This window comes from Bradyrhizobium sp., from assembly GCF_049798375.1.
GTDB lineage: Bacteria > Pseudomonadota > Alphaproteobacteria > Rhizobiales > Xanthobacteraceae > Bradyrhizobium.
Genome location: NZ_JBARGP010000265.1, coordinates 1 through 23,714 on the forward strand (window position 1 = coordinate 1; position 23,714 = coordinate 23,714).

Annotated in this window: 23 protein-coding genes and 1 pseudogene; 16 read left to right on the top strand and 8 right to left on the bottom strand. The window is 64.1% G+C overall.

Going from position 1 to position 23,714, the window contains the following annotated elements; translation table 11 throughout:
• Positions 1–15: 15 nt before the first annotated feature.
• Complete coding sequence (locus WA702_RS11200) at positions 16–501, bottom strand: (2Fe-2S)-binding protein (RefSeq protein ID WP_425110585.1); 486 nt, start codon at positions 499–501, stop codon at positions 16–18.
• A gap of 251 nt (positions 502–752) precedes the next feature.
• On the opposite strand from WA702_RS11200, the gene WA702_RS11205 reads away from it, so the two are divergent.
• The 8 genes from WA702_RS11205 (at position 753) to WA702_RS11240 (ending at position 9,060) form a co-directional block, all read left to right on the top strand.
• Positions 753–2,210 (top strand): 6-hydroxynicotinate reductase, encoded by a 1,458-nt coding sequence (locus WA702_RS11205; RefSeq protein ID WP_425110586.1) that lies wholly within the window; start codon positions 753–755, stop codon positions 2,208–2,210.
• A complete protein-coding gene (locus tag WA702_RS11210) occupies positions 2,207–3,091 on the top strand; it encodes a UPF0280 family protein (protein ID WP_425110587.1) in 885 nt (294 codons plus the stop codon). The genes WA702_RS11205 and WA702_RS11210 overlap by 4 nt, the downstream gene beginning before the upstream one ends.
• A 42-nt stretch (positions 3,092–3,133) precedes the next feature.
• Positions 3,134–3,718, top strand: coding sequence for an amino acid synthesis family protein (locus WA702_RS11215; RefSeq protein WP_425110588.1), 585 nt, complete (start codon positions 3,134–3,136; stop codon positions 3,716–3,718).
• A 27-nt stretch (positions 3,719–3,745) separates the two neighbouring features.
• The gene (locus WA702_RS11220; protein WP_425110589.1) at positions 3,746–4,948 is read left to right on the top strand and encodes an ABC transporter substrate-binding protein; all 1,203 of its coding nucleotides are present in this window, start codon (positions 3,746–3,748) and stop codon (positions 4,946–4,948) included.
• Positions 4,949–5,160: 212 nt separating this feature from the next.
• Positions 5,161–7,050: an ABC transporter permease gene (locus WA702_RS11225; protein ID WP_425110590.1), complete on the top strand. Its 1,890-nt coding sequence runs from the start codon at positions 5,161–5,163 to the stop codon at positions 7,048–7,050.
• Positions 7,047–7,838 carry an ABC transporter ATP-binding protein gene (locus WA702_RS11230; RefSeq protein ID WP_425110591.1) on the top strand — a complete coding sequence of 264 codons (792 nt, stop codon included), beginning with the start codon at positions 7,047–7,049 and terminating at the stop codon, positions 7,836–7,838. Before WA702_RS11225 ends, WA702_RS11230 begins: the two co-directional genes overlap by 4 nt.
• Positions 7,835–8,539 (top strand): ABC transporter ATP-binding protein, encoded by a 705-nt coding sequence (locus WA702_RS11235; RefSeq protein ID WP_425110592.1) that lies wholly within the window; start codon positions 7,835–7,837, stop codon positions 8,537–8,539. Before WA702_RS11230 ends, WA702_RS11235 begins: the two co-directional genes overlap by 4 nt.
• A gap of 14 nt (positions 8,540–8,553) precedes the next feature.
• Positions 8,554–9,060: a MarR family winged helix-turn-helix transcriptional regulator gene (locus tag WA702_RS11240; protein WP_425110593.1), complete on the top strand. Its 507-nt coding sequence runs from the start codon at positions 8,554–8,556 to the stop codon at positions 9,058–9,060.
• Positions 9,061–9,204: 144 nt separating this feature from the next.
• Here the strand turns inward: WA702_RS11240 and WA702_RS11245 are convergent, their stop codons facing one another.
• The 4 genes from WA702_RS11245 to WA702_RS11260 all read right to left on the bottom strand — a co-directional run bounded on the left by WA702_RS11245 (position 9,205) and on the right by WA702_RS11260 (position 13,761).
• Positions 9,205–9,870: a hypothetical protein gene (locus WA702_RS11245; RefSeq protein ID WP_425110594.1), complete on the bottom strand. Its 666-nt coding sequence runs from the start codon at positions 9,868–9,870 to the stop codon at positions 9,205–9,207.
• The gene (locus WA702_RS11250; protein WP_425110595.1) at positions 9,870–11,270 is read right to left on the bottom strand and encodes a selenium-binding protein SBP56-related protein; all 1,401 of its coding nucleotides are present in this window, start codon (positions 11,268–11,270) and stop codon (positions 9,870–9,872) included. The genes WA702_RS11245 and WA702_RS11250 overlap by 1 nt, the downstream gene beginning before the upstream one ends.
• 398 nt (positions 11,271–11,668) lie before the next feature.
• On the bottom strand, positions 11,669–12,865 hold the full coding sequence (locus tag WA702_RS11255; RefSeq protein ID WP_425110596.1) for an amidohydrolase family protein: 1,197 nt from the start codon (positions 12,863–12,865) through the stop codon (positions 11,669–11,671).
• Between the two features lie 137 nt (positions 12,866–13,002).
• Positions 13,003–13,761, bottom strand: a complete 759-nt coding sequence (locus tag WA702_RS11260; RefSeq protein WP_425110597.1) for a FadR/GntR family transcriptional regulator — start codon at positions 13,759–13,761, stop codon at positions 13,003–13,005.
• Between the two features lie 148 nt (positions 13,762–13,909).
• On the opposite strand from WA702_RS11260, the gene WA702_RS11265 reads away from it, so the two are divergent.
• From WA702_RS11265 to WA702_RS11290, 6 genes are read left to right on the top strand one after another with little or no spacing between them, the layout of a single operon-like run.
• Positions 13,910–15,274 carry an ABC transporter substrate-binding protein gene (locus WA702_RS11265; protein ID WP_425110598.1) on the top strand — a complete coding sequence of 455 codons (1,365 nt, stop codon included), beginning with the start codon at positions 13,910–13,912 and terminating at the stop codon, positions 15,272–15,274.
• Positions 15,271–16,170 (top strand): carbohydrate ABC transporter permease, encoded by a 900-nt coding sequence (locus WA702_RS11270; protein ID WP_425110599.1) that lies wholly within the window; start codon positions 15,271–15,273, stop codon positions 16,168–16,170. The genes WA702_RS11265 and WA702_RS11270 overlap by 4 nt, the downstream gene beginning before the upstream one ends.
• A complete protein-coding gene (locus tag WA702_RS11275; RefSeq protein ID WP_425110600.1) occupies positions 16,167–16,994 on the top strand; it encodes a carbohydrate ABC transporter permease in 828 nt (275 codons plus the stop codon). Before WA702_RS11270 ends, WA702_RS11275 begins: the two co-directional genes overlap by 4 nt.
• A 4-nt stretch (positions 16,995–16,998) precedes the next feature.
• Complete coding sequence (locus WA702_RS11280) at positions 16,999–17,790, top strand: shikimate dehydrogenase family protein (protein ID WP_425110601.1); 792 nt, start codon at positions 16,999–17,001, stop codon at positions 17,788–17,790.
• Positions 17,787–18,659, top strand: a complete 873-nt coding sequence (locus WA702_RS11285; protein WP_425110602.1) for an aldose 1-epimerase family protein — start codon at positions 17,787–17,789, stop codon at positions 18,657–18,659. The genes WA702_RS11280 and WA702_RS11285 overlap by 4 nt, the downstream gene beginning before the upstream one ends.
• Before the next feature lie 10 nt (positions 18,660–18,669).
• The gene (locus WA702_RS11290) at positions 18,670–19,797 is read left to right on the top strand and encodes a mandelate racemase/muconate lactonizing enzyme family protein (RefSeq protein ID WP_425110603.1); all 1,128 of its coding nucleotides are present in this window, start codon (positions 18,670–18,672) and stop codon (positions 19,795–19,797) included.
• Between the two features lie 121 nt (positions 19,798–19,918).
• Here WA702_RS11290 and WA702_RS11295 read toward each other — a convergent pair.
• Positions 19,919–20,493, bottom strand: a pseudogene (locus WA702_RS11295) (ABC transporter substrate-binding protein); the annotation flags it as partial.
• 525 nt (positions 20,494–21,018) lie between these two features.
• Here WA702_RS11295 and WA702_RS11300 point away from each other — a divergent pair.
• Both WA702_RS11300 and WA702_RS11305 read left to right on the top strand, forming a co-directional pair.
• A complete protein-coding gene (locus tag WA702_RS11300) occupies positions 21,019–21,492 on the top strand; it encodes a hypothetical protein (RefSeq protein ID WP_425110604.1) in 474 nt (157 codons plus the stop codon).
• A 215-nt stretch (positions 21,493–21,707) separates the two neighbouring features.
• Complete coding sequence (locus tag WA702_RS11305) at positions 21,708–22,526, top strand: aldo/keto reductase (RefSeq protein ID WP_425110605.1); 819 nt, start codon at positions 21,708–21,710, stop codon at positions 22,524–22,526.
• 98 nt (positions 22,527–22,624) lie between these two features.
• Here WA702_RS11305 and WA702_RS11310 read toward each other — a convergent pair whose 3' ends face one another.
• Both WA702_RS11310 and WA702_RS11315 read right to left on the bottom strand, forming a co-directional pair.
• The gene (locus tag WA702_RS11310; RefSeq protein ID WP_425110606.1) at positions 22,625–22,831 is read right to left on the bottom strand and encodes a hypothetical protein; all 207 of its coding nucleotides are present in this window, start codon (positions 22,829–22,831) and stop codon (positions 22,625–22,627) included.
• Between the two features lie 163 nt (positions 22,832–22,994).
• On the bottom strand, positions 22,995–23,714 hold a 720-nt coding region (locus WA702_RS11315), incomplete at its 5' end, for a PLP-dependent aminotransferase family protein (RefSeq protein WP_425110607.1).

Sequence of the window (23,714 nt, forward strand, 5' to 3'; positions counted from 1 at the left end):
CAGACGCCGCATCCGTCATCCGCCAATGGCCCTGAACGTATGACCGGCCGCGCGCATCACCGCCCGCAGGATCTCCACATGTGCGCCGCAGCGGCAGAGATTGTAGCGCAGCGCCGCGCGGATCTCATCGAGCGATGGCTGTGGATTGATGTTGAGCAGCGCCTTGGTGGTCATGATCATGCCGTTGAGGCAATAGCCGCATTGCGCGGCTTGCTCTGCGATGAAGGCCTGCTGCACGGCATCAGGGTGGTCACGCGACCCCAATCCTTCGAGCGTCGTGATCTCACGGTCGATGCAGCCATCGATTGGAATCACGCAGGAGCGCGCAGCCCGGTCATCGATCAGCACCGTACAGGCGCCACATTCACCGAGGCCGCAGCCATATTTCGGCCCGTTCAATGCGAGGTCGTTACGAAGTACATAGAGCAGCGGCGTGTCCGGCGCGGCGCCGACATCGTGTGCGGTCCCATTCACGGTGAGGCGGATCGTCGGCGGCGTCATCCCATCCCGGCTCATGGTGCAAACTACGAACTGGAGCCTATCGTTTGCATACTAACATGCAAGTGCCACGTTTCGCGCTGCAACGCATGCTCGATTTCTGGACATGGTGCAGGGCAAACTGAACGTTTATCCGGCAAGGACAGCTTTCTCGCGCCGTGCCGCTTGACAGCTTCGCGCCGCCGGCCTCATCATTCGTGTACGAACGATATCGCACCGGCGCGTGGTGCGCGAACATCCCGTTGGGCTTGCACATGACGATCGAAACCACGAGCGAGAGTGCAGGCGACAAGATCCGCTGCGATGCGTGCCCGGTGATGTGCTACATCAAGCCGGGCGCGGCCGGCGCCTGCGATCGCTATGCCAACCAGGACGGTCAGCTCGTGCGGGTCGATCCGCACATCGTGTTGCAGCGCACGGTGTCGCATGGCGGCAGGCTGGTGCCGTTCCAGGCCAGCGGCGATTGGGACGGCAGTCTCGTCCGTCAACCGGATCTATTCGTCACCGCGATCGGCGCCGGCACCACCTATCCGGACTACAAGCCCGCGCCGTTCATCGTGTCCTCGGCGGTCGATGGAATCGACATGGTCACTGTGGTGACCGAGGGCATCTTCAGCTATTGCGGCGTCAAGGTGAAGATCGACACCGACCGCTATCTGGGGCCGGAGACCGCCATTGTGCGCGTCGAGGGTGAGGCGATCGGTCACGTTACGACCAGCGAATATGGTTCGCAGATGCTGTCGCTCGGCGGCGTACATCATTTGACCGGCGGCTCCAAGAAGGAAGGCCGGGTCACGTGCGACGCGCTGATGGACTTGAGCAACTGCAAGCCGGTGGAGCTTGCGATCGATGGCGGCGCCAATGTGGTGGTGCAGGCCGGCCAGCCGCCTGTCGTCAATGGCGTCCATGAGGAGCGCATGCGGGTCGGCTGCGGCTCGGCCACCATCGGCATGTTTGCCAAGCAATGGCAGGGTAAGGTCGACGAGGTGGTCGTGGTCGACGACCACATCACCGGCGTGCTCTCGGAGCACCAGGCCGGCAAGCTGCTCGACATTCCCTCGACCGGGATCAAGATGAAGGGGCGGCGCTCGACGCCGGGCCGCTATTTCCAGGTGGCGCAGCCGGGCACCGGGTGGGGCGGCACCGACATCTCCGATCCGCTGTCGATTCTTGGGCCGTTTGATGCCAGGAATGCACGTCCCGGCACCACCGTGCTGATGGTCTCGACCACCGGCGAGCACGCCGGCTATTACGTGCTCGATGAGGGGCTGAAACCGATCGAGCGGGAGATGCCGGCTGAGCTGAAATTCTCGGTTGAGCGCATCAAAGAGAATTGCGAGCCGGCGCTGTGCACCGTGCTGTTCATGGCCGGTGCCGGCGGTTCGCTCCGTGCCGGCGTCACCGACAATCCGGTGCGGCTGACGCGTTCGGTGAAGGATGCGCTGACGCGGGTGACGAGTGGTGGCGCACCGGTTTATGTCTGGCCGGGCGGCGGCATCACCTTCATGGTCGACGTGACGCAGATGCCGGCCGGCGCGTTCGGCTATGTGCCGACGCCGGCAATCGTGGCGCCGATCGAGTTCACCATGAAGCTTGCGGACTACGCTGCGCTCGGCGGCCACATGGACTACGTGCAGCCGCTGGCGTCGTTGCGGGATGTCAGCCGCGACATGCGTCAATTGCCGTGGCCGCTGACGGGGCAGCGCGCATGATCCGGCAGCCGCAGATCGCAATGTTCGAGGACGGGCGGCTGCATCTGCAGGATGGCCCGATTGATCTGGTCATCGGCGCAGATGGCACGGACGCCGCTGTTCACGCGGCCTGTCAAGCCGCGGCGCGTCGCTTTGTCGGCCTGCTCGACGAACTCTGTGCTGAGCTGACACAATTGCGCAGGGCAGCTGATTCCGAGCCTTGCGCGTTGCAGGGCGTCGTCGCGCAGCGCATGCATCGCGCCGTCGCACCGTTTGCGGCCGATGCGTTCATCACGCCGATGGCGGCGGTGGCAGGCGCCGTGGCAGAGGAGGTCCTCGGCGCGATGCTGAAGCCCGCGCCGCTGACGCGCGCCTATGTCAACAATGGCGGCGACATCGCGCTGCATCTGGCTGATGGCGCGACTTTCGCGGTCGGCCTGATGGATCGTCCGGGTGCACAGGGCGTGTTGCGCATGATGACCGTGCGCGCGGAAGATGCTATCCGCGGCGTTGCGACATCAGGCCGTCACGGTCGCAGCTTCTCGCTCGGCATCGCCGACGCGGTCACGGTGCTGGCGCGCACGGCAGCGCTGGCCGACGCGGCTGCCACCATCATCGCCAATGCGGTCGATCTGCCCGGTCATCCCTCGGTCATCCGCCAGCCGGCCTGCGACATTCAGCCCGACACCGATCTCGGTCATCGCCTTGTCACGCGCGACGTCGGTGGGCTCGATCGCCATGAGGTCGCCGACGCGCTGGCGGCGGGCGAGATGCGGGCACGGCAATTGCTTGAACAAGACCTGATCGATGGCGCCGTTCTGCAGCTTCGCGGCGAATTGCGAATTGTTGGCGCGCGGCAGCTCGATATCGTCAGGCCGCTGTTGCGGCCGGCAGCGGCCTAGGATTTGATGGATGTGGGACGCGAACGGGCAAGGTCACGAGAGATGAGCGCCATCATCCGCAAGATCGTCACGGTTGTCGAGGAAGTTCATGCCGAGATGGGCAGGGCGGTGTCGCCGCCGACGCGGCGCGCCGCGGCGATAGCCGTGATTGAAAATCCCTTCGCCGGCCGCTATGTCGAGGACCTCTCGCCGCTGATCACGATCGGCGAGGAGCTTGGCGAGATGCTGGCGAAGCGGGCGGTGGCGGCGTTGGGCATCGAGGGACCCGCGGCTCACAGCTACGGCAAGGCGGCGGCGGTGGGTGCCGACGGCGAGCTGGAGCACGCGGCGGCGATTTTGCATCCGAAGATGGGCGTGCCGGTGCGGAAAGTGCTGGGTAAGGGCGCGGCCCTGATCCCGTCGTCGAAGAAGCGCGGCGGCATGGGCTGCACGCTCGACATTCCGCTCGGGCATAAGGATGCCGCGTTCGTACGCAGCCATTTCGACGGCATGGAAGTGCAGATCAACGACGCACCGCGTGCCAACGAGATCATGGTTGCGCTCGCGGTGACCGACAGCGGCCGGCCGCTGCCGCGCGTCGGCGGGCTGACGGTTGCGGAGATCAAGGGCGACGACGGTTTACGGTAATCAATCTTCTTGTTGGAGGCTGAAGGGATGCGACGGAGATATCTGCTTGCGGCTGGCTTGGCGATCGCCGCAGCCGGCCTGACGAAGACCGCTTTCGCCGAGGATGTCATCAAGATCGGCGAGATCAACAGCTACTCGCTGCTGCCCTCGTTCACCGATCCCTATCGCAAGGGCTGGCAGCTCGCGGTCGAGGAGATCAACGCGGCCGGCGGCGTCAACGGTAAGAAGATCGCCGTCGTCTCCAAGGATGATGGCGGCAAGCCGGCGGATGCGCAGACCGCGGCCAACGAGCTGGTGTCGAGCGAGAACGTGGCGATGCTTACGGGCACCTTCCTGTCGAACATCGGTCTCGCCGTCTCCGACTTCGCCAAGCAGAAGAAGGTGTTCTTCCTGGCTGCGGAGCCTTTGACTGACGCGGTCACCTGGTCCAAGGGCAACCGCTACACCTTCCGCCTGCGTCCGTCGAACTATATGCAGGCGGCGATGCTGGTCGAAGAAGCCGCCAAGCTGCCGGCCAAGCGTTGGGCGACGATCGCGCCGAACTACGAATATGGCCAGTCGGCAGTCGCGGTGTTCAAGAAGCTGTTGTCCGAGAAGCGTCCCGACATCCAGTGGGTCGATGAGCAGTGGCCACCGCAAGGCAAGATCGATGCGGGCCCTGTAGTGCAGGCGGTGGCGCAGGCCAATCCGGAGGCGATCCTCAACGTCACCTTCGGTCCCGATCTGGTCAAGCTTGTCCGCGAAGGCAATACCCGGGGCCTGTTCAAGGGCCGGGCGGTCGTGAGCTTCCTCACGGGCGAGCCCGAATACCTCGATCCGCTGAAGGACGAGACGCCCGAGGGCTGGATCGTCACCGGCTATCCCTGGTACTCGATCAAGACCCCGGAGCACGATGCGTTCCTGAAGGCATATCAGGCCAAGTACAACGACTATCCGCGGCTCGGTTCGATCGTAGGTTACGAGACGATCAAGGCGGCGGCGGCGATCCTGGCCAAGGCCGGCTCGACCGATGTCGACAAGATGATCGCGGCGGCCGAGGGCATCTCGGTGCCGTCGCCGTTCGGCGAGATCACCTTCCGCAAGATCGACCATCAGTCCACGTTAGGGGCCTTCGTCGGCAAGACCGCGCAGAAGGACGGCAAAGGGATCATGGTCGATACCGCCTATCGCAAGGGTGCGGACTATCTGCCCAGCGATGCCGAGGTCGAGAAGCTCCGGCCGGAGAACTGAGGCACGCTTTCTCGTCCCCCTCTCCCCGTCCTTACGGGGAGAGGGCGGGGTGAGGGGCAGAGGCACGGGCGGCGCAGCTGGTCAGACCTGTATCCCCTCACCCGGATTGCATCTAGCGATGCAATCCGACCTCTCCCTGCGAGCGGGGCGAGGTTAAAAGCCGGCACGAGCTTCTTCTAATATCTCGCCGATATTTTGATCCGGACCGCTTCATGGCATTCTACATCGTTCAGTTCCTGACCGGGCTTGCCAGCGCGGCGTCGCTGTTCCTGGTTGCTTCGGGACTGTCGATCATCTTCGGCGTGACGCGGATCGTGAACTTCGCGCACGGCGCGTTCTACATGTTGGGCGCCTATGTCGCCTTCACCCTGACCGAGCAATGGTCGGGCGCGCTCGGCTTCTGGGGCGGCATCGTCGCGGCGTCGCTCGCCGTCGCCGTGATCGGAGTCGTCGTCGAGATCGTGCTGCTACGGCGGATCTATCACGCGCCCGAACTGTTCCAACTGCTTGCGACGTTCGGCCTGACCTTGATGGTCGAGGATCTCGTGGTGCTGATCTGGGGTCCCAGCGATCTGGTCGGGCGCCGCGCGCCGGGCCTTAAGGGCGCGGTGGATTTCTTCGGCCAGGCGGTCCCGAGCTATGATCTGTTCCTGATCGTGCTCGGGCCTGTTGTGCTCGGTGCGCTCTGGCTGCTGTTCCAGCGCACCCGTTGGGGCGTGCTGGTGCGCGCCGCGACACAGGACCGCGACATGGTCGCCGCGCTCGGCGTCAATCAGAAATGGCTGTTCACCTCCGTCTTCGCGCTCGGCGTCTTTCTGGCCGCGCTAGGCGGCGCGCTCCAAATCCCGCGTGATGCGGTCTATCACGCACTTGATCTCCGCATCATCGTCGACGTGTTCGTCGTGGTGGTGATCGGCGGCCTCGGCAGCATTCTGGGCGCCTTCGTCGCCGCGGTGCTGGTATCCGAGCTCAACGCCTTCGGCATCCTGATTTTTCCGACCATCTCGATCATCCTGGTATTCGCTGTGATGGCCGTGGTGCTGATCGTGCGGCCTTGGGGCCTGTTCGGGCGCAAGGAGGCGCCGGCGCGCCGCACCCCGGGCCTCACGGTCGTGCCCTGGCGCGCGCTGACGTCGATCGAGCGGCTCGGTGCGCTGGCCCTGCTGGTGGTCGCCGCGCTGCTACCGTTCGTCAGTGGCAACTACGCGCTGACCGTCGGCGCCGAGATCGCGATCTTCGTGATCTTTGCGGCCAGCCTGCATTTCCTGATGGCGGTCGGCGGCCTCGCCTCGTTCGGCCACGCCGCCTATTTCGGGCTCGGTGCTTACGGCGTTGCGTTGCTCGCCAAGATGGCCGGGCTGCCGATGATCGTCTGCCTGCTGCTCGGCCCGCTGCTCGGCACCGTCGGTGCTGTTGTGTTCGGCGTGTTCGCCGTTCAGCTCTCGGGCGTCTACTTCGCGATGCTGACGCTTGCCTTCGCGCAGATCGTCTGGTCGATCGCGTTCCAATGGGTAGCGGTCACAGGCGGTGACAACGGCATTCTCGGAGTCTGGCCGGAGACATGGGCCGGCTCGCCTGCGCATTTCTACTGGCTCTCGCTCGGTATCGCGGCCCTCGTCGTCGCCGGTTTGCGCGTCATTACGTTCTCGCCATTCGGCTTTGCGCTGCGGGCGACGCGCGACTCGCCGCTGCGCTCGGAGGCGATCGGCATCAATGGCAAGCGCATCCAGTGGACTGCCTTCGTGATCGCGGGCACCGCGGCCGGCATCGGCGGTGCGCTGTTCGCCTATCTGAAGGGCAGCGTGTTTCCCGATACGCTTGGTATCTCGCTCTCGGTCGATGCGCTGGTCATGGTGCTGCTCGGCGGCGTCGAGACCGTCTCCGGTGCCGTCATCGGCGCCATCGTCTACAAGGCGCTGAGCATCTGGCTGGTCAGCCAGACCGACTGGTCGAAACTCGTGCTTGGCATCTTCATCGTGCTCATCGTGGTGGTGTTTCCAAAGGGCATCGTCGGCACCTTCGAGACCCTTACGGCGAGCTGGCGCAAGCAGTCCGCGCCGAAGGCCGCGGTGCTGTCGGGCGAGATGGAGAGCGCCCGATGAATGGCGCGGTCGCACTGCTCTCGGTCGAGGGCCTGACCAAATCCTATGGCGGCATCCACGCCGTGCGCGGCGTCTCCTTCAGTCTGCAGGCCGGCGAGATCCTGGCGCTGATCGGGCCGAACGGCGCGGGCAAGAGCACCTGCTTCGACATGCTGAACGGCCAGAATCGGCCGGACAGCGGGCGCATCAGCGTGGCCGGCGCGGAGACCACGGGCAAGAAGCCGCGCGAGGTGTGGCGGCTCGGTGTCGGGCGCACCTTCCAGATCACCGCGACCTTTCCGACCATGACGGTGCGCGAGAACGTGCAGGTGGCGCTGGTGTCGCATGATAGGCGCTTGTCGAATTTATGGTCCGCAACGCCGAAGCTCGATCGGGCGGAGGCCGATCGCCTGCTCGATCTCGTCGGCATGGCGGCGCATGCTGATCGCCCGTGCGGCGAGCTCGCCTACGGCGACCTCAAGCGCCTGGAGCTCGCGATCGCGCTCGCCAACCGGCCGCGGCTGCTGCTGATGGACGAGCCCACCGCCGGCATGGCGCCCCGCGAGCGCATCGTGCTGATGCGGCTGACCGCGAAGATCGCGCGCGAGCAGTCAATCGGTGTGCTCTTCACCGAGCACGACATGGATGTGGTGTTCGAGCATGCCGACCGCATCCTGGTGCTCAACCGCGGCAGCCTGATCGCGCAAGGCGCGCCGGCCGAGGTGCGTGCCAACAAGGAGGTGCAGGCGATCTATCTCGGCGAGGGCCTGGTCTATGACACCAGCCATCGCGAGGGAGCGCCGGTATGAAGCTCAAAGTATCCGATCTCAACAGCCATTATGGTCCGGCGCATATCCTATTCGATATCGGCATCGAGGTCGGCGAGGGTGAGGTGGTGGCCCTGCTCGGGCGCAACGGCGCCGGCAAGTCGACCACGTTCCGCTCCATCGTCGGCCTGGTCGCGCAGCGCACCGGCCAGATCGTGTTCGAGGACAAGGACATATCGCGTGCGCCGACCCATGAGATCGCCCAACTCGGGCTCGGCTACGTGCCGGAAGAGCGGCGCATTTTCACCGATCTGACGGTCGAGGAAAATCTCGAGGTCGGCCGCCAGCCGAAACGCCCCAATGCGCCGCATTGGACGCGAGAGAAGCTGTTCACATTGTTTCCCAATCTTGGCGAGATGAAGAACCGTGCCGGCGGCCGGATGAGTGGCGGTGAGCAGCAGATGCTGACGATCGCCCGCACCCTGATGGGCAATCCGTCACTGGTGCTGCTGGATGAGCCGTCGGAGGGGCTGTCGCCGAAGATCGTCGAACAGATGGTCGACGCCATCCTGACCATGAAGAAGGAAGGTGTCTCGATGGTGGTCTCCGAGCAGAACCTGCATTTCGCGCGGTTGATCTCCGATCGCGCCTACATCATCGAGCGCGGCCGCATCTGCTTCTCCGGCACGATGGCCGAGCTCGATGCACGGCCCGACATTCGCGACGCGCATCTGTCGATTTGAAGCGGGTGAGGGCAATGGTCAAACGCGCAACCAAGAGCCTGACCAAGCGTGCGGCCGAGAGCGCCTCGCTCAACAAGAGTCCAACGGTGAAGCGGTCGGTCAAGCCGGCGCGGAGCTACGTGCTCGATGACCAGATCGGCTTCATCCTGCGCCAGGTCTGGCAGCGCCACACCATGATCTTCGCGCGCGACATCGGCAACAATTTGACACCGACGCAATGGGCGGCGATGTCGAAGCTCGTCGAGACCGGGCCATGCTCGCAGAACCAGCTCGGACGGTTGACCGCGATGGATGTCGCGACCATCAAGGGCGTGATCGACCGCCTTACCGCGCGTGGGCTGACCGAGACAAGCCGGGATCCGCAGGATGGCCGTCGTCTGCTCGTCCGCCTGACCCGTGCCGGCCGGCAGCTGGCGGACAACACCGCGCCGCATGCGCATGCGGTGTCCAAGGAGACGCTGGCGCCGCTCGATGCTAGTGAGCGCGAGGCGTTGCTGACGCTGTTGAACAAGCTGCGTTGATCTACAGGCCGTCATTCCGGGGCGCGCGCAACGCGCGCGAGCCCGGAATCTCGAAGTGAGGAAAAAGAAGCGCAAACCAATCTCGAGATTCCGGGTTCAGCCCTGCGGGCTGCCCCGGAATGACGGGGAGGGGCGATTCCCAATTTAGACAGCGACCACCAGCGCAATCGCGCCGACCAGAACCAGACTTCCCGCCCACAGCGTCTCGAGATTGAACCAGCTCCGCGAGACATATGTGAGACCGAGATAGCGATAGACCAACCATGCCGCGCATCCACCGACCGTGATCATGGCGGTGGCGTGAGCGATGGAGACTAGCACGGCCATGCCAAGGTTGGCGTTGATCAGCATGCCAGCGGCCACGTGGCCTCTGTCGAGATCGGAGGCGTTACACAGTCCGAGATAGATCGGGACCAGCATCAATCCGGCGCCATGGGCGATCGCCACGGCAAATGACCACAACGCCAGTTGTGTCGGCCTGATCCGTGCGATCAACCGCGGGTGACGCTGATTGATCAGCCGGAACACGCCAAATCCGATCACGAGCAGGCTGGCACCAATCCGGATTTCGCGCTGCCATTCGACAAGCACGATCAGCAGCGCGAAAGGCAGGATCACCAGCAGCACCGCTAGCAAATGCCCGACCGCAAGCGGCCCGAGCGCCGCAAACAGCGCGCGCGGGCTCTTCTCCATCAGGCCGGCTGACACTGCGAGCGGCCACCCCATCCCCGGATTGAGTCCGTGATAGACGCCGCTCGCGATCACGGCGAACCAGAGCGAAGCCGTTGTCCACCCGGCTCCGCTGAACATCAGACCGAAGGATAGCAGAACGAATCGGTCGAACAGTCGCCGCCCTCCAGCCGGATCTGATGTGCGCGATAGCCGTCGGGGAAGCCGACCCAATAGTCCTTTTCAAGTTCGAGGCCGCCATTCAGTCCCACCTTCGCCATGACCTCGGCGCCCGGCATGCCTGCGGGATAGAACTGGTCGTCCCAAGTCGAATAGAGCGAGTTGGTCCAATACACCCGTTTGCCGTCGCGGCTGATCTCGACCATTTGCGGCCCGCCCGCGTAGGTCTTGCCGTTCGGATGCGGCGTCTGGCGCACGATGCCGCCGATATGCACCGAGCCGGTAAGCTTGGGCTTGCGCGGCTCGCTGACATCGTATTGGCGCATCTCGCCGGTGCCCCAGCAGGAAACATAGAGATATTTGTCGTCCATCGAGAGGTCGATGTCGGTCACCAGCGGCGGCACCGCGCCGAAGCCTTGCAGCAGCGGCGGCAGCTTCTCCTTGGGCGCTGCCTCCGGCGGAATGGTTGCGGTCTTCTCAATGTGGAACTTGCCGTCCACGCGCCACCAGGTCCAGATCGAGCCTTCGAGGTTCGTGGTGTCGACCACGACTCCGAGAAAACCGTATTCGCGCACAGGATCATGTGCAGGCCGCACCTCCAGCGCCATCTGGTGATTGGCGCCGAGATCGATGGTCTGCACGTTACGCCGCGCCCGCAGGTCCCAGAAATGGATCCGGTGGCCATATTTGTTGGCAAGCAGATCCTCCGGCACGACGCCGTGCTCAAACTGCGGCGGCAGCCCCCATTCGCTCGTCACCATGTAATCGCGCGGCAGGTTCCACCAGAAATCATAGTGCAGCGTCTGCGGACCGCGATCGAGCTCCCAGCGTCCGAGCACGTCGAAGGTCTCGCAGTCCATGATGAAGACGCCGGGTGGTCCGTCAGTGCCATCCTTGCCGCCGCCGCCGAGCGTGCTGACATAGATGCCTTCCGGCCCGCAATGCACCGTATGGGGGCGCGAGTAGCCGGTCTTCCTGAGGATCTCTTCCGGCTCGATGATCTTGTGGATCTTCGCTTTGGTCGGATCAGGCTTGGTGTCGATGATATAGATCCGCGACGAGCGGATGCCGGGAATGATCAAATAGCGTCGCTCGAGGAAGGCGTGCCCGCCAAGCGGCGACAAGGACGACGAGCAGGCGTTCCAGCCGAAATGATGAAATTCGTCGCCGGTGTGGGGCATCGTCACCGTGTGAACGATCTGGCTGAAAGTCGGCGAGCCCGGCTTGACATCGATCACCGCCAGCGCGTCGGGCTTCGAGACGTCCGGACTGAGCAGCAGCGTATAGGCAAAGGTTTCCGGCGGAGCTTCCATCGCCAGTTTCGGCGATGCATAAAACGTAGGATCTGGCCTGATCGTCATCGAACTGCCTCCCAGCTTTGTTGAGCCGCACGCGTTCAGCGTCACGCAGAAGAACGATTTGATTTACGTTCGATCATCTTCCTTGCAAGCACCGCTATTCGGACTTGATTGCGTCACCGCCGCCATCAAGGCTGGGGCAAAATATCACGCAAATCATTGTCGCAAAACAGAATGAGGTTGCCGCCGACACGTGCGCCATCACTAATGCGCCATCCGCCGATTGAAGGAGGCGAGCTGTTCTTGCCGTCATTCCGGGGCGACGGGTCAGCGTCGAGCCCGGAATCCCGAGATGAGGGAAAAGAAGAAGTGTAAAACCAATCTCGAGATTCCGGGTCCATGGCTTCCCGATGTCCCGGAATGACGTGTGTATGACCGGTATGTACGCGGCCCGGCGAAAACTACTTCGCCACGATCTCCGGCAGCTTCTCTGCCGGCGGCGTGTTCCTGCTGCGCTGGGTGCGCACGATGCCGTCGATGATGGTCATGCCGACGCCGGGGAGATCACCGAGCTGTACGCTGTCGAGCAGCGTCTTGGCCGGCGAGTGCTGCGCCTTGTCGAGGATGACGAAGTCCGCGGAGCGCCCGACCTCGATCAGGCCGCAATCGAGCGCGCGCATCCGTGCGGTGTTGCCGGTGGCAAAGCAGAAGGCGATCTCGGCCGGCACCTCGCCGAGCGAGGACAGCATCGAGACCATGCGGAGGATGCCGAGCGGCTGGACGCCGGAGCCGGCCGGCGAGTCGGTGCCGAGGATGACGCGGTTGAGGTCGCCCATCTCGCGCGCGATGCGGAGCGTATACAGCGCCGAGCGTTCGTTGCCGTTGTGCACGAGCTCGAGGCCGCGCTTGCAACCCTCGCAGATACAGCGGATCTGGTCGTCGGGCAGGGCGGTGTGGCCACCATTGATGTGGCCGACCACATCGGTGTCTGCCTCCAGCACCACGTCCTTGTCGATCAGGCCGGAGCCGGGGATCGAAGGGCCGCCGGTGTGGATGGTGCTCTGAATGCCGTATTTGCGCGCCCAGCCGACCATCTTGCGCGCGGTCGGGCCGTCCTTGACGCCGCCGAGGCCGACCTCGCCGAGCAGCTTGACGCCGGCCGCCGCGAGTTCCTTGAAATCATCCTCGACCATCTCGCATTCGATCACGGGCGCGCCGGCATGCACCTTCACGCCGCCCGGACGCAGGGTCCAGAACGCGCGCTGCGCGAAGATCGCCATCGCCTTCAGCCCGACCACGTCGCGCGGACGTCCTGGCATATGAACTTCGCCGGCCGAGATCATAGTGGTGACGCCGCCATGCAGGAAGCTGTCGATCCAGCCGATCTGATTTTGCCGCGGCGTCCAGTCGCCGGCCACCGGATGCACGTGGCTGTCGATCAGGCCGGGTGCAACGGTGGTGCCGTGCGCGTCGACGATGGTGGTCGCATCAGAGGTATCGACGTCCTTGAAGCGGCCGATCGCGGTGATCTTCCCGTTCTCGGCAACGATAGTGTCGGCATCGAGAATCGGCCGCTCCAGCGCGCCCGAAAGCATCAAGCCGATATTGTGGATCACCAGCTTGCTGGGGCCGGTTGCTTGCGGCGCGTCATGGGCCATCGGGCGGTTCCTCCTGTCTTTACGAAGCGATTGGCCGTGAGTTTGCGCCGAGCCGTGGCGCGGCATCAAGCCGGATTTATTCGTACACGAATGATTATCGTCGGCAAGCAACCGGGCTGCACGAAGATCAGGCTGCGTCAGCTCGCGTTGTCGGCATCGAGCATGGAAGAAAGCGCATCGCCATCCTTGCGTCGCGCCAGCGCTGTCGTGATGTTGCGCTCGGTCAGGTCCATCAACCGATGCATCTCGGCGCGGGCCCGATTGGGATCGCGGGCCCAGATCGCGTCCAGCACTGCGCGGTGATAGGGCAGGCTCTTACTGGGCGCGCCGGGATTGCGGGTCGAGAGCGCAAACGACATCCGCAACGCGGCGTCGACGGTGGCGCCGAACGCGACCAGGAAGTCGTTGGCGGTCGCGGTCAGGATGGCGCGATGGAAACGCAAATCCGGCTCGGTATAGGCGCGCGCATCGCTGCCGGCCGCCTCCATCTCGCGATAGGCGCGCTCGATCCGCGCAAGGTCTGCGTCGGTCCCGCGCACGGCGCAGATCGCGGACGCCTCGGGTTCGACGATGCGGCGCACCTGCAAAAGCTGCCGGGCGAATTCGGCGATCGGTCGCAGCGCCCAGGTCCATTCCAGCAGCTGGGCGTCGAGCATATTCCAGTTGACGCGCTCGCGGACATGCGTGCCGGCCTTCTGCTTCGCGGCGATCAGGCCCTTGGCTTTCAGGATCGACAGGGATTCGCGGATCGAGGTGCGGCTGACGTCGAACTGTGCTGCGAGCTCGATCTCGCGCGGCAAGATCTCGCCTTCCGGCCAGGTGCCGGTCACGATCAACCGCGCGATCTCGCGCGCGACGTGGTTCTGTGATGAGCGGGATGGATTGTCCGACGGCACCGCGATTCCCAGTGTGTAAGAATATTGTCTGCTTTATTGCGATGCGATGTCAAATCTTCCTGGAAAATCGCGCTCTTCGAAAGCTGAGGCTTTTGACAGTCCATTTTATGTCGGTCATATTATCGGCAAAACACGATGGGAGGGCATCATGTCTGGGGCGCAGTCGCAGCATTCAATGACGGCGGTGAGCCGCCGCAAGGTCCTGAAGGCGAGCGCGGCGGCGCTCGGCATGGCGGCATTTCCGGCGCCTTCGATCGCGCAGACCAAGCCGTTCTCCGGCGTCACCCTGCATGCGGCGTCCTTCCAGCATCGCTTCTTCACCCTGCTGCAGGGCTACATCCCTGAGTTCGAAGAAAAGACCGGGATGAAGGTCGACCTGCAGCTCTCGGCCTTTCCGGTCTACAACCAGCAGGCCAATCTTGAATTGTCTTCCGGCGGCTCGGCGTTTGACGTTGTCAACGTCACCTTCATCCTCGCCGCGCGCTGGGTCGCGGCCGGGCTGCTCGCCAATCTCGACGAGTTCACCTCTGATCCGAATCTGACGCCGGCGGAGTGGAATCCCAAAGATTTCGTCGACGGCGCGCAGGTGCCGTATCGCGATGCCAAGGGCGGCACCTTTGGCTACTCCTGGGAAGGCGGCGCGATGCTGATGGGCCTGTCTCGCATGGACCTGATGGAGAAGAAGGGCCTCAAGATCCCCAAGACCTTCGCCGAGCTGCAGCAGGTCTGCGCCGAGATCAACGGCACCGACAATGTCAGCGGCCTGGTCTCATTCCAGCTGCATCACTGGTGCCTGCCGCCCTACATCCAGGGCTTTGGCGGCAATATCTTCCGCAATCCACCTTCCGACATCATGCCGGCCCTGAATACGCCTCAGGCGATCCAGGGGCTGGAATACTACGCCAATCTCCTCAAGAGCGACGCGCCGCGCGGCGTGCTGACCTACACCGAGGACCAAGCCCGACAGTCGCTGCTGACCGGCCGCTCCAACATCTTCATCCATTCCAGCGCCTGGGTGACGCCGATCCTGCTGTCGCCGGACAGCAAGGTGAAGGACACCTCGCGCGTGGTGCGGATGCCGGCAGGCCCCGTGCACGATTGTCCGGCCTCCAATAGCCAGGGGCTCGGGATCCCGAAGAATTCCAAGAACAAGAAGGCGGCGTGGGAATTCATCAAATGGGCGCTCTCGCCCGAAATCTCGCTGCGGCTGGTCAAGGAGCACGGCCACTCCTCGGTCTGCCGGCGCTCGGTGATCACGAGCGAGGAGTATCGCAAGCTCAACACCGTGAACGGCCAGGACCTCGGCGCGATGTATCTCGAGGTGCTGGAATTACCCGCCAAGGGCGACAACTACATGGCCTATCGCACCGTGAAGGAGTTTCCGATCGTCGGCGACGTCATCAACAAGGCGGTCGAGCAGACGGTCACCGGGCAGCTCACCGCGAGCGCGGCGCTCACGGCCGCGCAGGACCAGGCGGTGGCGAACCTGCGCCGGGCCGGAAGCGCGCTTTGAGCAGTGAGGACGTCATCGAGGCCGGGCGGCGCAGGTTCAACCGCGTCGCGCTGGCGCCGAGCCTCGTGGTCCTGCTGGCGATTGCCGGGTTGCCGGCGCTTTATCTGCTCGTCGTCAGCCTGACGCCGTTTCAGCTCGCCAATCCCGGCTCGGGCAGTGATTTCAGCGCACCGTTGCGCAATTATCTGCTGCTGCCCGGCGATCCGCGTTTCGTCAATTCGCTATTCGTGCAGGCCAAGCTGTCGTTCTGGGGCGTGCTATTGCAGGTGATCTGCGGCACGGGACTGGCGCTGCTGCTGAACGTGAAGTCACGTGTCGTCGAATTCTCGCGCAGCTTCTTCCTGATCCCGATGGTGCTGCCGCCGATCGTGGTCGCGGTGATCTGGAAGCTGGTCTACACGCCTGACATCAGCCCGTTATATTATGCGGCAAGCCTGCTGCATGTCACGCTGCCGGCGCTGACCTCCGACGTCAATTTCGCGCTGTGGTCGATCATCATCGCCGACACCTGGGAGTGGCTGCCGTTCACCTTTCTGATGGTGCTGGCGGCGCTGCAGACCATTCCGGACGAATACGCGGAGGCCGCCAAGGTCGACGGCGCCAATCCCCTGCAGATCTTCCTCTATGTCACGCTGCCGTTCATCACGCCGATCCTGATCGTGTCGGCGATGTTCCGCCTGATCGACAGCGTCAAGGCGTTCCCGCTGATCTTCCTGCTGACGCAGGGCGGCCCGGGCGACGTCACCGAGGTGACCAACTACTATGCCTATCTGCTCGCCTTCGACAACAACGAGATCGGCTATTCCGGCGCGGTTACCGTGGTGATGCTGCTGCTGGTCTGTGCCGTCAGCCTCGGCGTGCTCTGGATGGGCCGCCGTCGCGAGGCCTTGGCATGAGCGGCGCGATCGGGTCAGAGGTCAGCATACGCCGGCGCGTTGCGATTGCGCTGCTGTTACTGGTTTTGTTGTCGCCGTTCCTGTGGCTCTTGCAGATGAGCTTCAAAACCAACGACCAGATCCTGCAGGTCCCGCCGCCGCTGCTGTTCAAGCCGACGCTGGAGAACTACAGTGCGCTCTGGCACAGCGCCTTCTCGGAATCCTTCGTCAACAGCCTATTGTCGGCGTCCTTTTCGACCTTGCTGGCGCTGCTGCTCGGCGTGCCCGGCGCCTATGCGCTGTCGCGCTGGACCGGGCGGGGTAAGGGCGCGCTGCGGCTTGCGATCCTGGTGACACGGATGGCGCCGCCGATCGCCTTTACGATTCCGTTCTTCCTGTTCTATCGCTGGGTCGGGCTGCTGGACACTGTCACCGGCCTCGTGCTGGTCTATACCAGCTTCAATCTGCCGCTGGTGATCTGGATGATGCAGCCGTTCTTCGAGACGGTGCCGGCGTCGCTGGAGGAGGCGGCGCTGGTCGATGGCGCGAGCCAGCGCGTCATCTTCACGCGCATCATGCTGCCGATGGTGACGCCCGGCATCGCCGCGACCGCGATCCTGTGCTTCCTCTATGCCTGGAACGATTTCTTCTTCGCCCTGATCCTGACCCGCACGGCGGCGCGTACCGCGCCGGTGGCGGTGGTCAATTTCATGAACTATGAGGGGTGGGAATGGGGCAAGATCGCCGCCGGCGGCTCGCTGGTGATGGCGCCGGTCCTGGTGTTCTCGCTGGCCGTGCGCCGCTATCTCGTCAGCGGGTTGACGGCCGGCGCGGTCAAGGGGTGAGGTGATGGAGCTTCCGACCGGCGCCTCCAAAGTCGTGTTCATCCTCGCACACCCCGCCGACCATGTCGGCGCGCCGCGCCACTACACGCCGTATTTCGAGGCTCAAGGCCTCGACTGGCACATGGTGCCGCTTGACGTCGCGCCGGAGCATCTCACCGATACCATCCGGGCGCTTGCGCGCTCCAAGAGCGTCGCCGGCATCAATTTGACCATGCCGCACAAGCCTGCCGCGTTCGCACTGTGCGACGAGGTCGGCCCCGCTGCGCGGTTCGAGGGCGTGGTCAATACGATCCGGATCGCAGCCGGCGGTCGGCTGATCGGCGAGTCCTTCGATGGCGGCGGCTTTCTCAACGCCGCGCGCGAGGCCGATGTGTTTGATCCCACCAGGCGCATCGTCGTGATCGGCGCCGGTGGAGCAGGGCGCGCGATCTGCCATGCGCTGGCCGCGGCCGGCGCGATGAGCCTGCGCATCCTCAACCAATATCCCGAGCCGGTGGCCGTGCTCGCCGGCAAGCTGCGCAACGGTTTCCCGGATCTGGACATTGATCTCGCGACCCGCTTCGATGACGCCGGCCTGCTCGTTAACGCCACCTCGCTTGGCCTGCATCAGGGGCAGGCGCTGCCGATGGACCCGGCACTGTTGCCGGAGAGTTGCGCGGTGTTCGACATCATCGCCGCGCGTCGCACCGAATTGATGCAAGCAGCAAGTGCACGCGGCTTGCGGGTGGTGGACGGGACCGCCATGATCCGGCATCAACTGCCGCTGCAGACGGCGTTCTGGCGCGGAGAGACATGACAGATCGGCATACGATTCATGCAAGCGGCATTACCGCGGTCATCAAGGCCGACGGCGCCGAACTGTGTTCGCTCAAGACTGCCGATGGACTTGAGCTGTTGTGGCAGGCGGGGCCGGCGTGGCCGCGTCACGCGCCCTGGCTGTTTCCGATCGTCGGCCGGCTGAACAATGATGAGCTCCATCATCGCGGCCAGACCTATAAGATGACGCAGCACGGATTTGCCCGCGATCTCCGGTTCGCGTGGCTGGAGCAGACCGCGCAATCCTGCACCTTGCAGCTCACCGACAGCGAAGCGACGCGGGCGAGGTATCCCTTCGGCTTTCGCCTGACCATCACCTACCGCATCGAATCGAACAGTCTTCAGGCCACAATCGAGATTGCCAATCCCGGCAATGAGGCGCTGCCGGCCTCGTTCGGCGCGCACCCCGCCTTCAACTGGCCGCTCGGGCCGGGCCAGGCGAAGGAGAGCTATCGCCTGGTCTTCCCACAGGCCGCGCCCGCGCCGATCCGCCGCCTCGCTGCAGGGCTGTTACGCGAGCAGCCGGAGCCGTCGCCGCTACGGGGCACGGTACTGCCGCTGTCGGAAGCCTTGTTCGCCGATGATGCTGTGATCTTCGACGCCATCACGAGCCGCTCGGTGCGCTATGAAGGCGACCGCGGGCCATCGATCGAGATCGCCTGGGATGGCTTTCGCGAACTCGGTGTCTGGTCGAAACCTGCGGGCGCGCCGTTCCTGTGCATCGAGCCGTGGCGCGGCTTTGCCAGCCCGATCGGCTTCGACGGCGCGTTCGCAGACAAGCCGGGCCTGATGCATATCGCACCGGGGACGACGGAAGAACTGAGCTGCCGCATCACGGTGCATCAATAGAGTTTAGGTCATGCCGTCGCCGTTCAAGATCCGCAGCCTGCAGGCGTTCTGCTATCGCTATCCACTGGCGACACCTGTCGTCACCTCGTTCGGCAGGATGCTGAACCGGCCCGCATTGTTCGTGCGGGTCGAGGACGAGGACGGCATCGTCGGCTTTGGTGAGGTCTGGTGCAATTTCCCCGCGCCGGGCGCCGAGCACCGGGCGCGGCTGATCGATGAGGTGTTGGCGCCGGCGCTGATCGGACGCACCGCCGCCGAGCCAAGCGAGATTTTCGATTCTTTGACGCAGGGCACGAGCGTGCTGGCGCTGCAGAGCGGCGAAGCAGGGCCGTTCGCGCAAGTTATCGCCGGCATCGATCTCGCCGTCTGGGATCTGTTTGCCCGGCGGCAGAACAAACCACTGTGGCGCCTGCTCGGCGGTGATGGGCCGACGATCAAGGTCTATGCCAGCGGCATCAACCCGACCGGTGCGCGGCAGACCGCGGAGGCGGCCCTGGCGCGCGGCCATCGCGCGCTGAAGCTGAAGATCGGATTCGAGCCGGCGTCCGACCTCGCCAATCTCGCCGCGCTGCGCGAGCTCACCGTTGGTGGCCTGCTGGCTGCTGACGTCAACCAGGGCTGGTCACTGGAGCGCGCGCTGCAGCTCGCGCCGCAGCTTGCCGAGTTCAATCTCGCCTGGCTGGAGGAGCCGCTCCGCGCCGATCGCCCCTGGGAAGAGTGGAAGATCCTGCGCAAGGGCGTCGCCCTGGTCCCGTTTGCGGCCGGTGAGAACATGGCGGGCCGCACCAGCTTCGATCAGGCATTGTCCGACGACGTGCTGCGCGTGGTGCAGCCTGACATTGCCAAATGGGGCGGCCTGTCGCAATGCGCGCCCATCGCGCGCGATATCCTGAAAGCGGGCAAGATTTTCTGCCCGCATTATCTCGGCGGCGGCATCGGCCTGCTGGCGTCGGCGCACCTGCTGGCCGGCGTCGGTGGCGGCGGCCTGCTCGAGGTGGATGCCAACGATAATCCGCTGCGCGATCGGTTCTGCGGCGCCGTCGCCAATGTCAGCGACGGCACCGTGACCCTGGACGAGGCGCCCGGCCTCGGGCTCGTGCCGGATCTCGCTGGTATCGCTAAGTACCGGACTTTGTAAAAATGTCGCCGCTGTTCCGGCGGCTCCGTCCAGCCGCTTCGACCGGCGCGTCCGGATCGCGTCGTTTGAAGCGAGCTCATCCTTGCGGCACCGGCCGCGTTTCGAGCCGGTGCGAGGGCGATCATTCGAGTTCGAGCGGCTGATACTTGCCGGCCTGGTCGAGCGCCGTGCCCCAGACCTTATGGGAGGCCTGGTGTTCGCCGCGGCTGAAGCCCACCAGCGTACGAGACCGAGGTCGAGGCCATGGACATTTTCCAGGATGTCGACCAGCCTTTCGGTTTCGATCTGGGGACCGCAACGCCTCAGCGCATCGATGAGAACGTTCGTCGAAATGAAGCCTTCCAGCGACATGTAGTCCGCGTTCTCACTGGGGAAATACTTTGCGAGGGCGTTCTTGTCGTCGAGAACCGCGCTCGAATAGCCGGATACAGCGGGTACCGTCTGTGTCACGATGGCGCCCTGCGTGAACCGCGGTCCCAGCAGCATCAGTTCGTCCGAAAGCGAGCTCGCGCCCACGGACGACATGTTCGAATAGATCATGCCCGGGAACAAGTCGTGCGTCTTCTCGATGAACTTGGCTGCTGCGCGGGTTGTCGCGACCATCACCGCCGCGTGGATCAGCAGCCTCGCTGCCTAGAGTCGATTGACGGCCTCGTCGACATCGACGGTGTTGCGCTCGTATTTGAGCCGCAGAATCGGCCGTATCGGCCGCGGCCGATGAGGGGCCGATGGACAGCGTCGATGCGACCGATGGCGTCCGCCGGGACACCGATTGTTCAAGATCGACAAACTGCCGGTTCGCCGTCGTGCAGTCGCTCCGCCCTGATGCGATTGCGGCACGGCCGCCAGGGATGGAGCCCTCGAACAATCGGGTAAGATCGTTGCGCTGGATACCGTGGACGGGCGTTCCGGGCGACCTCGCGCGTGAAAGTAACCGGGATCTCCGATTTATATCTGGAGAACTGCCTGCTGGGATCTGGATGAGCCGGCGGATCGTTGCCACTTATAGTAAGACGGCGGCGGGAGCTTGCCGGGCGCGATCTGAACCTCGCACGGGGCTATGGCACTCAACGAAGTGGAAAGGGACGGCGGCAGGCGAACCTACCGGTCCTGTCACACGTTCTCTTTCACACGTTCTCTTGGGGAGCGCGGAGAAGCGATGCCGGCTAGGCGTGGCGCGATGGCGCGCGTATGCCGTTTGCGCCTATTCGGGAGATTGCAATGGTCCTGAAATTCATTGTTCCGATTGCATTGGGCGCGGCGCTGGTAAGCGGTGCAACTGCGATAGCCACCGAGTATCGCCCGGACGAGTTTCTGACGCTCGATCTGCCGAAGGCGGTGTTGTCACCGAAGCCGCTCGGACCGGAGGCGCATTTCGAGTCGGTGCCGGTCGAGGCGAAGGCCGACCAGAAAACTGATCAGACGGCCGACCACGGTATCGACCTGCCGGGTACCAACCAGAAGCAGCCTGATCGGGCCGTCGCTGCCACGCAGCCTGAGGCCAGCCCGGCGGTGCCCCGCAGCATCGCAAGCCCGCGCGGGCGCGTCGCCCGGCCGCTCGACAAGTTGCCGCGCCCGGCGCGAACGAAGCTCGCGCATCGGCACGGCAATCCGCTGGATGCGCAGGCGATGGATTCCCGCATCCAGACCTGGCCTTGCAAGCCCGGCAGCGGCGGCATCTGCGGTTGGAAGTGAACAGATCGCTGCGTGCGACCGATCGTGGTGTCGGCCAGCGCAGCGGAACCAGCCTCACGGCTTGTTGTTGGTGCATCTCGCCGCCTGACTTGATCTCGTAGAACGCTCGCAGTCAGATGTGAATTCGTCCAGCCAACTGCTTGATTTCCAAGCCCGTCATCATCGCTCGCCGCGCCAGCGCCGAACCGGCGGGCCACGTCTCGTAAGGAATTTCCATGGACCATCTCCAGACACAGGGCATCAACCTGCCGCGGCTCGGGCTTGGGACCTATCGCATGCAGGGCACGGTATGCCGCGAAGCGGTAGAGAGCGCGCTGGCGCTGGGGTACCGCCATATCGATACCGCCGAGATGTACGCCAATGAGGACGCGATCGGCGCCGCGCTGGCATCCGCCAATGTGCCGCGCGGCGAATTGCACATCACCACAAAGGTCTGGCCGGAGAACCTTGCGCCAGACACGATCCGCCGTTCCTTCGACAACAGCATGAAGAAGCTCAAGCTCGATGTCGCCGACCTCTATCTCATTCATTGGCCGGCCCGCGGCATGAACCTGCCGGCTGCGCTCGATGCGATGATGAAGCTCAAGGAGGAGGGTCGCATCCGCGCCATCGGTGTCGCCAACTTCACCGTGGCGCTGCTCAAGCAGGCGGTGGAGGACGTCGGGGCACCGATCGCCTGCAACCAGATCGAATACCACGTGATGCTCGATCAATCGAAGGTCAGGGGCTACATGGCGCAGAAGGGGATTCCGCTGGTCGCCTATTGTCCGCTGGCGCAGGGCCGGGCCGCCTCCGATGAGACCCTCGCTGCGATCGGCCACAAGCACGGCGCCACCGCGGCACAGGTGGCGCTGAAATGGTTGCTGGACCAGAAGGACGTGGCGGCGATTCCGAAAGCGTCGCGGCAGGAAAGCCAGCAGGCCAACCTGCACGCCCTGCAGCTTCAACTGGATGATGAGGATCGCCAGGTGATCGCCGCGCTGCCCAAGGACAAGCGTTTTGTCAGTCCTGCTTTTGCGCCGGACTGGGACTGAGCGCTCTCGCATCCGACTGGTGTATCTTCGGATCGACTCAAAAAGAGAATGGCCCCTTGCGGGGCCATTCCTGCGTCGGCTGTCAGGTATAGCGCATTTTACCAGTGGTGGTGGTGACCGTGGCGGATGATCACCGTGCGGTCGCGGTGCGGATGCCAGCCACGATGGACGACCACGGCGGCATGCGAACGATGCCAACCGTGCGGATGACCGTGCTTGACGACGACGGTCTCAGCGTTGGCGATCGACGGAGCTGCGATGGCGATAGCGCCCAGTGCGGCAATGGCAAAAGCGATCTTCTTCATGTTGTCCTTCCTCCAGGGCAAAGTAATGACGAGTAAACGTGGACTTCGGAGGAACGTTCCGCGGTATGAGATGAGAGAATTCTGAACTGCTGTTCAGACTCATGCAGATTTGCTGCACGCTGAACAGCGTTCGTGCGAGTAGAACGCGTATGAGTTGTGCGTTTCAGCCCGTGCCCGTCTTCGCTACATTTGCCGAGCGCAGCGGCACGCCGAATTCGCGGCGGCAGACATCGGCGAGCACCGCGACTCCATCGCGGATCTCCTGATGCGTGGGGCTTGCGAAACAGAGTCGCAGGCGGCTTTTGGAATGGGCCTTGTCGGTCGACCATTCCGGGCCTGGATTGATCGAGACGCCGTCCTTCAGCGCGGCCTGGTACAGCTTCAGCGTATCGACATTGTCAGGCAGCTTCACCCACAGGAAGATACCACCCTGCGGCGCTTCGAACTCCGCTGACGTGCCGAACTGCGCATTCAGCGCCTCGACCAGCGTGTCGAGCTTGGCGCGCAGGCCGCGCGTCAGCGCGGGCACGTGGGTGGAAAAATGCGGCACGCAATATTCCGCCAGCACCATCTGCTCCAGCGCGCCGGAGCCGGCATCGGTCTTCAGGGCCAGCATCTGCGCCATGATCTGCCAGGGCGCGACGATGAAGCCGACGCGTAACGCTGGCGCGATCGATTTTGAGAACGAGCCGATATGGATGACATTGCCGTTTCCGGACATGGCGTGGATCGCGCGGGGGCGCTTGCCGTCCCAGGTCAGGTCGGCATAGCAATCGTCCTCGACGATCGGCACACCATAGGCGTCCGCAAGCCGCAGCAGTTCGGCACGGTGCGCCTCCGGCATGATGCTGCCGGTCGGGTTCTGCACGGTCGGGATGGTATA

Bases quoted from the DNA above. Each gene is read 5' to 3' on its own strand.
- WA702_RS11200 (WP_425110585.1), bottom strand. From the start codon at position 501: ATGACGCCGCCGACGATCCGCCTCACCGTGAATGGGACCGCACACGAT.
- WA702_RS11205 (WP_425110586.1), top strand. From the start codon at position 753: ATGACGATCGAAACCACGAGCGAGAGTGCAGGCGACAAGATCCGCTGC.
- WA702_RS11210 (WP_425110587.1), top strand. From the start codon at position 2,207: ATGATCCGGCAGCCGCAGATCGCAATGTTCGAGGACGGGCGGCTGCAT.
- WA702_RS11215 (WP_425110588.1), top strand. From the start codon at position 3,134: ATGAGCGCCATCATCCGCAAGATCGTCACGGTTGTCGAGGAAGTTCAT.
- WA702_RS11220 (WP_425110589.1), top strand. From the start codon at position 3,746: ATGCGACGGAGATATCTGCTTGCGGCTGGCTTGGCGATCGCCGCAGCC.
- WA702_RS11225 (WP_425110590.1), top strand. From the start codon at position 5,161: ATGGCATTCTACATCGTTCAGTTCCTGACCGGGCTTGCCAGCGCGGCG.
- WA702_RS11230 (WP_425110591.1), top strand. From the start codon at position 7,047: ATGAATGGCGCGGTCGCACTGCTCTCGGTCGAGGGCCTGACCAAATCC.
- WA702_RS11235 (WP_425110592.1), top strand. From the start codon at position 7,835: ATGAAGCTCAAAGTATCCGATCTCAACAGCCATTATGGTCCGGCGCAT.
- WA702_RS11240 (WP_425110593.1), top strand. From the start codon at position 8,554: ATGGTCAAACGCGCAACCAAGAGCCTGACCAAGCGTGCGGCCGAGAGC.
- WA702_RS11245 (WP_425110594.1), bottom strand. From the start codon at position 9,870: ATGTTCAGCGGAGCCGGGTGGACAACGGCTTCGCTCTGGTTCGCCGTG.
- WA702_RS11250 (WP_425110595.1), bottom strand. From the start codon at position 11,270: ATGACGATCAGGCCAGATCCTACGTTTTATGCATCGCCGAAACTGGCG.
- WA702_RS11255 (WP_425110596.1), bottom strand. From the start codon at position 12,865: ATGGCCCATGACGCGCCGCAAGCAACCGGCCCCAGCAAGCTGGTGATC.
- WA702_RS11265 (WP_425110598.1), top strand. From the start codon at position 13,910: ATGTCTGGGGCGCAGTCGCAGCATTCAATGACGGCGGTGAGCCGCCGC.
- WA702_RS11275 (WP_425110600.1), top strand. From the start codon at position 16,167: ATGAGCGGCGCGATCGGGTCAGAGGTCAGCATACGCCGGCGCGTTGCG.
- WA702_RS11280 (WP_425110601.1), top strand. From the start codon at position 16,999: ATGGAGCTTCCGACCGGCGCCTCCAAAGTCGTGTTCATCCTCGCACAC.
- WA702_RS11285 (WP_425110602.1), top strand. From the start codon at position 17,787: ATGACAGATCGGCATACGATTCATGCAAGCGGCATTACCGCGGTCATC.
- WA702_RS11290 (WP_425110603.1), top strand. From the start codon at position 18,670: ATGCCGTCGCCGTTCAAGATCCGCAGCCTGCAGGCGTTCTGCTATCGC.
- WA702_RS11300 (WP_425110604.1), top strand. From the start codon at position 21,019: ATGGTCCTGAAATTCATTGTTCCGATTGCATTGGGCGCGGCGCTGGTA.
- WA702_RS11305 (WP_425110605.1), top strand. From the start codon at position 21,708: ATGGACCATCTCCAGACACAGGGCATCAACCTGCCGCGGCTCGGGCTT.
- WA702_RS11310 (WP_425110606.1), bottom strand. From the start codon at position 22,831: ATGAAGAAGATCGCTTTTGCCATTGCCGCACTGGGCGCTATCGCCATC.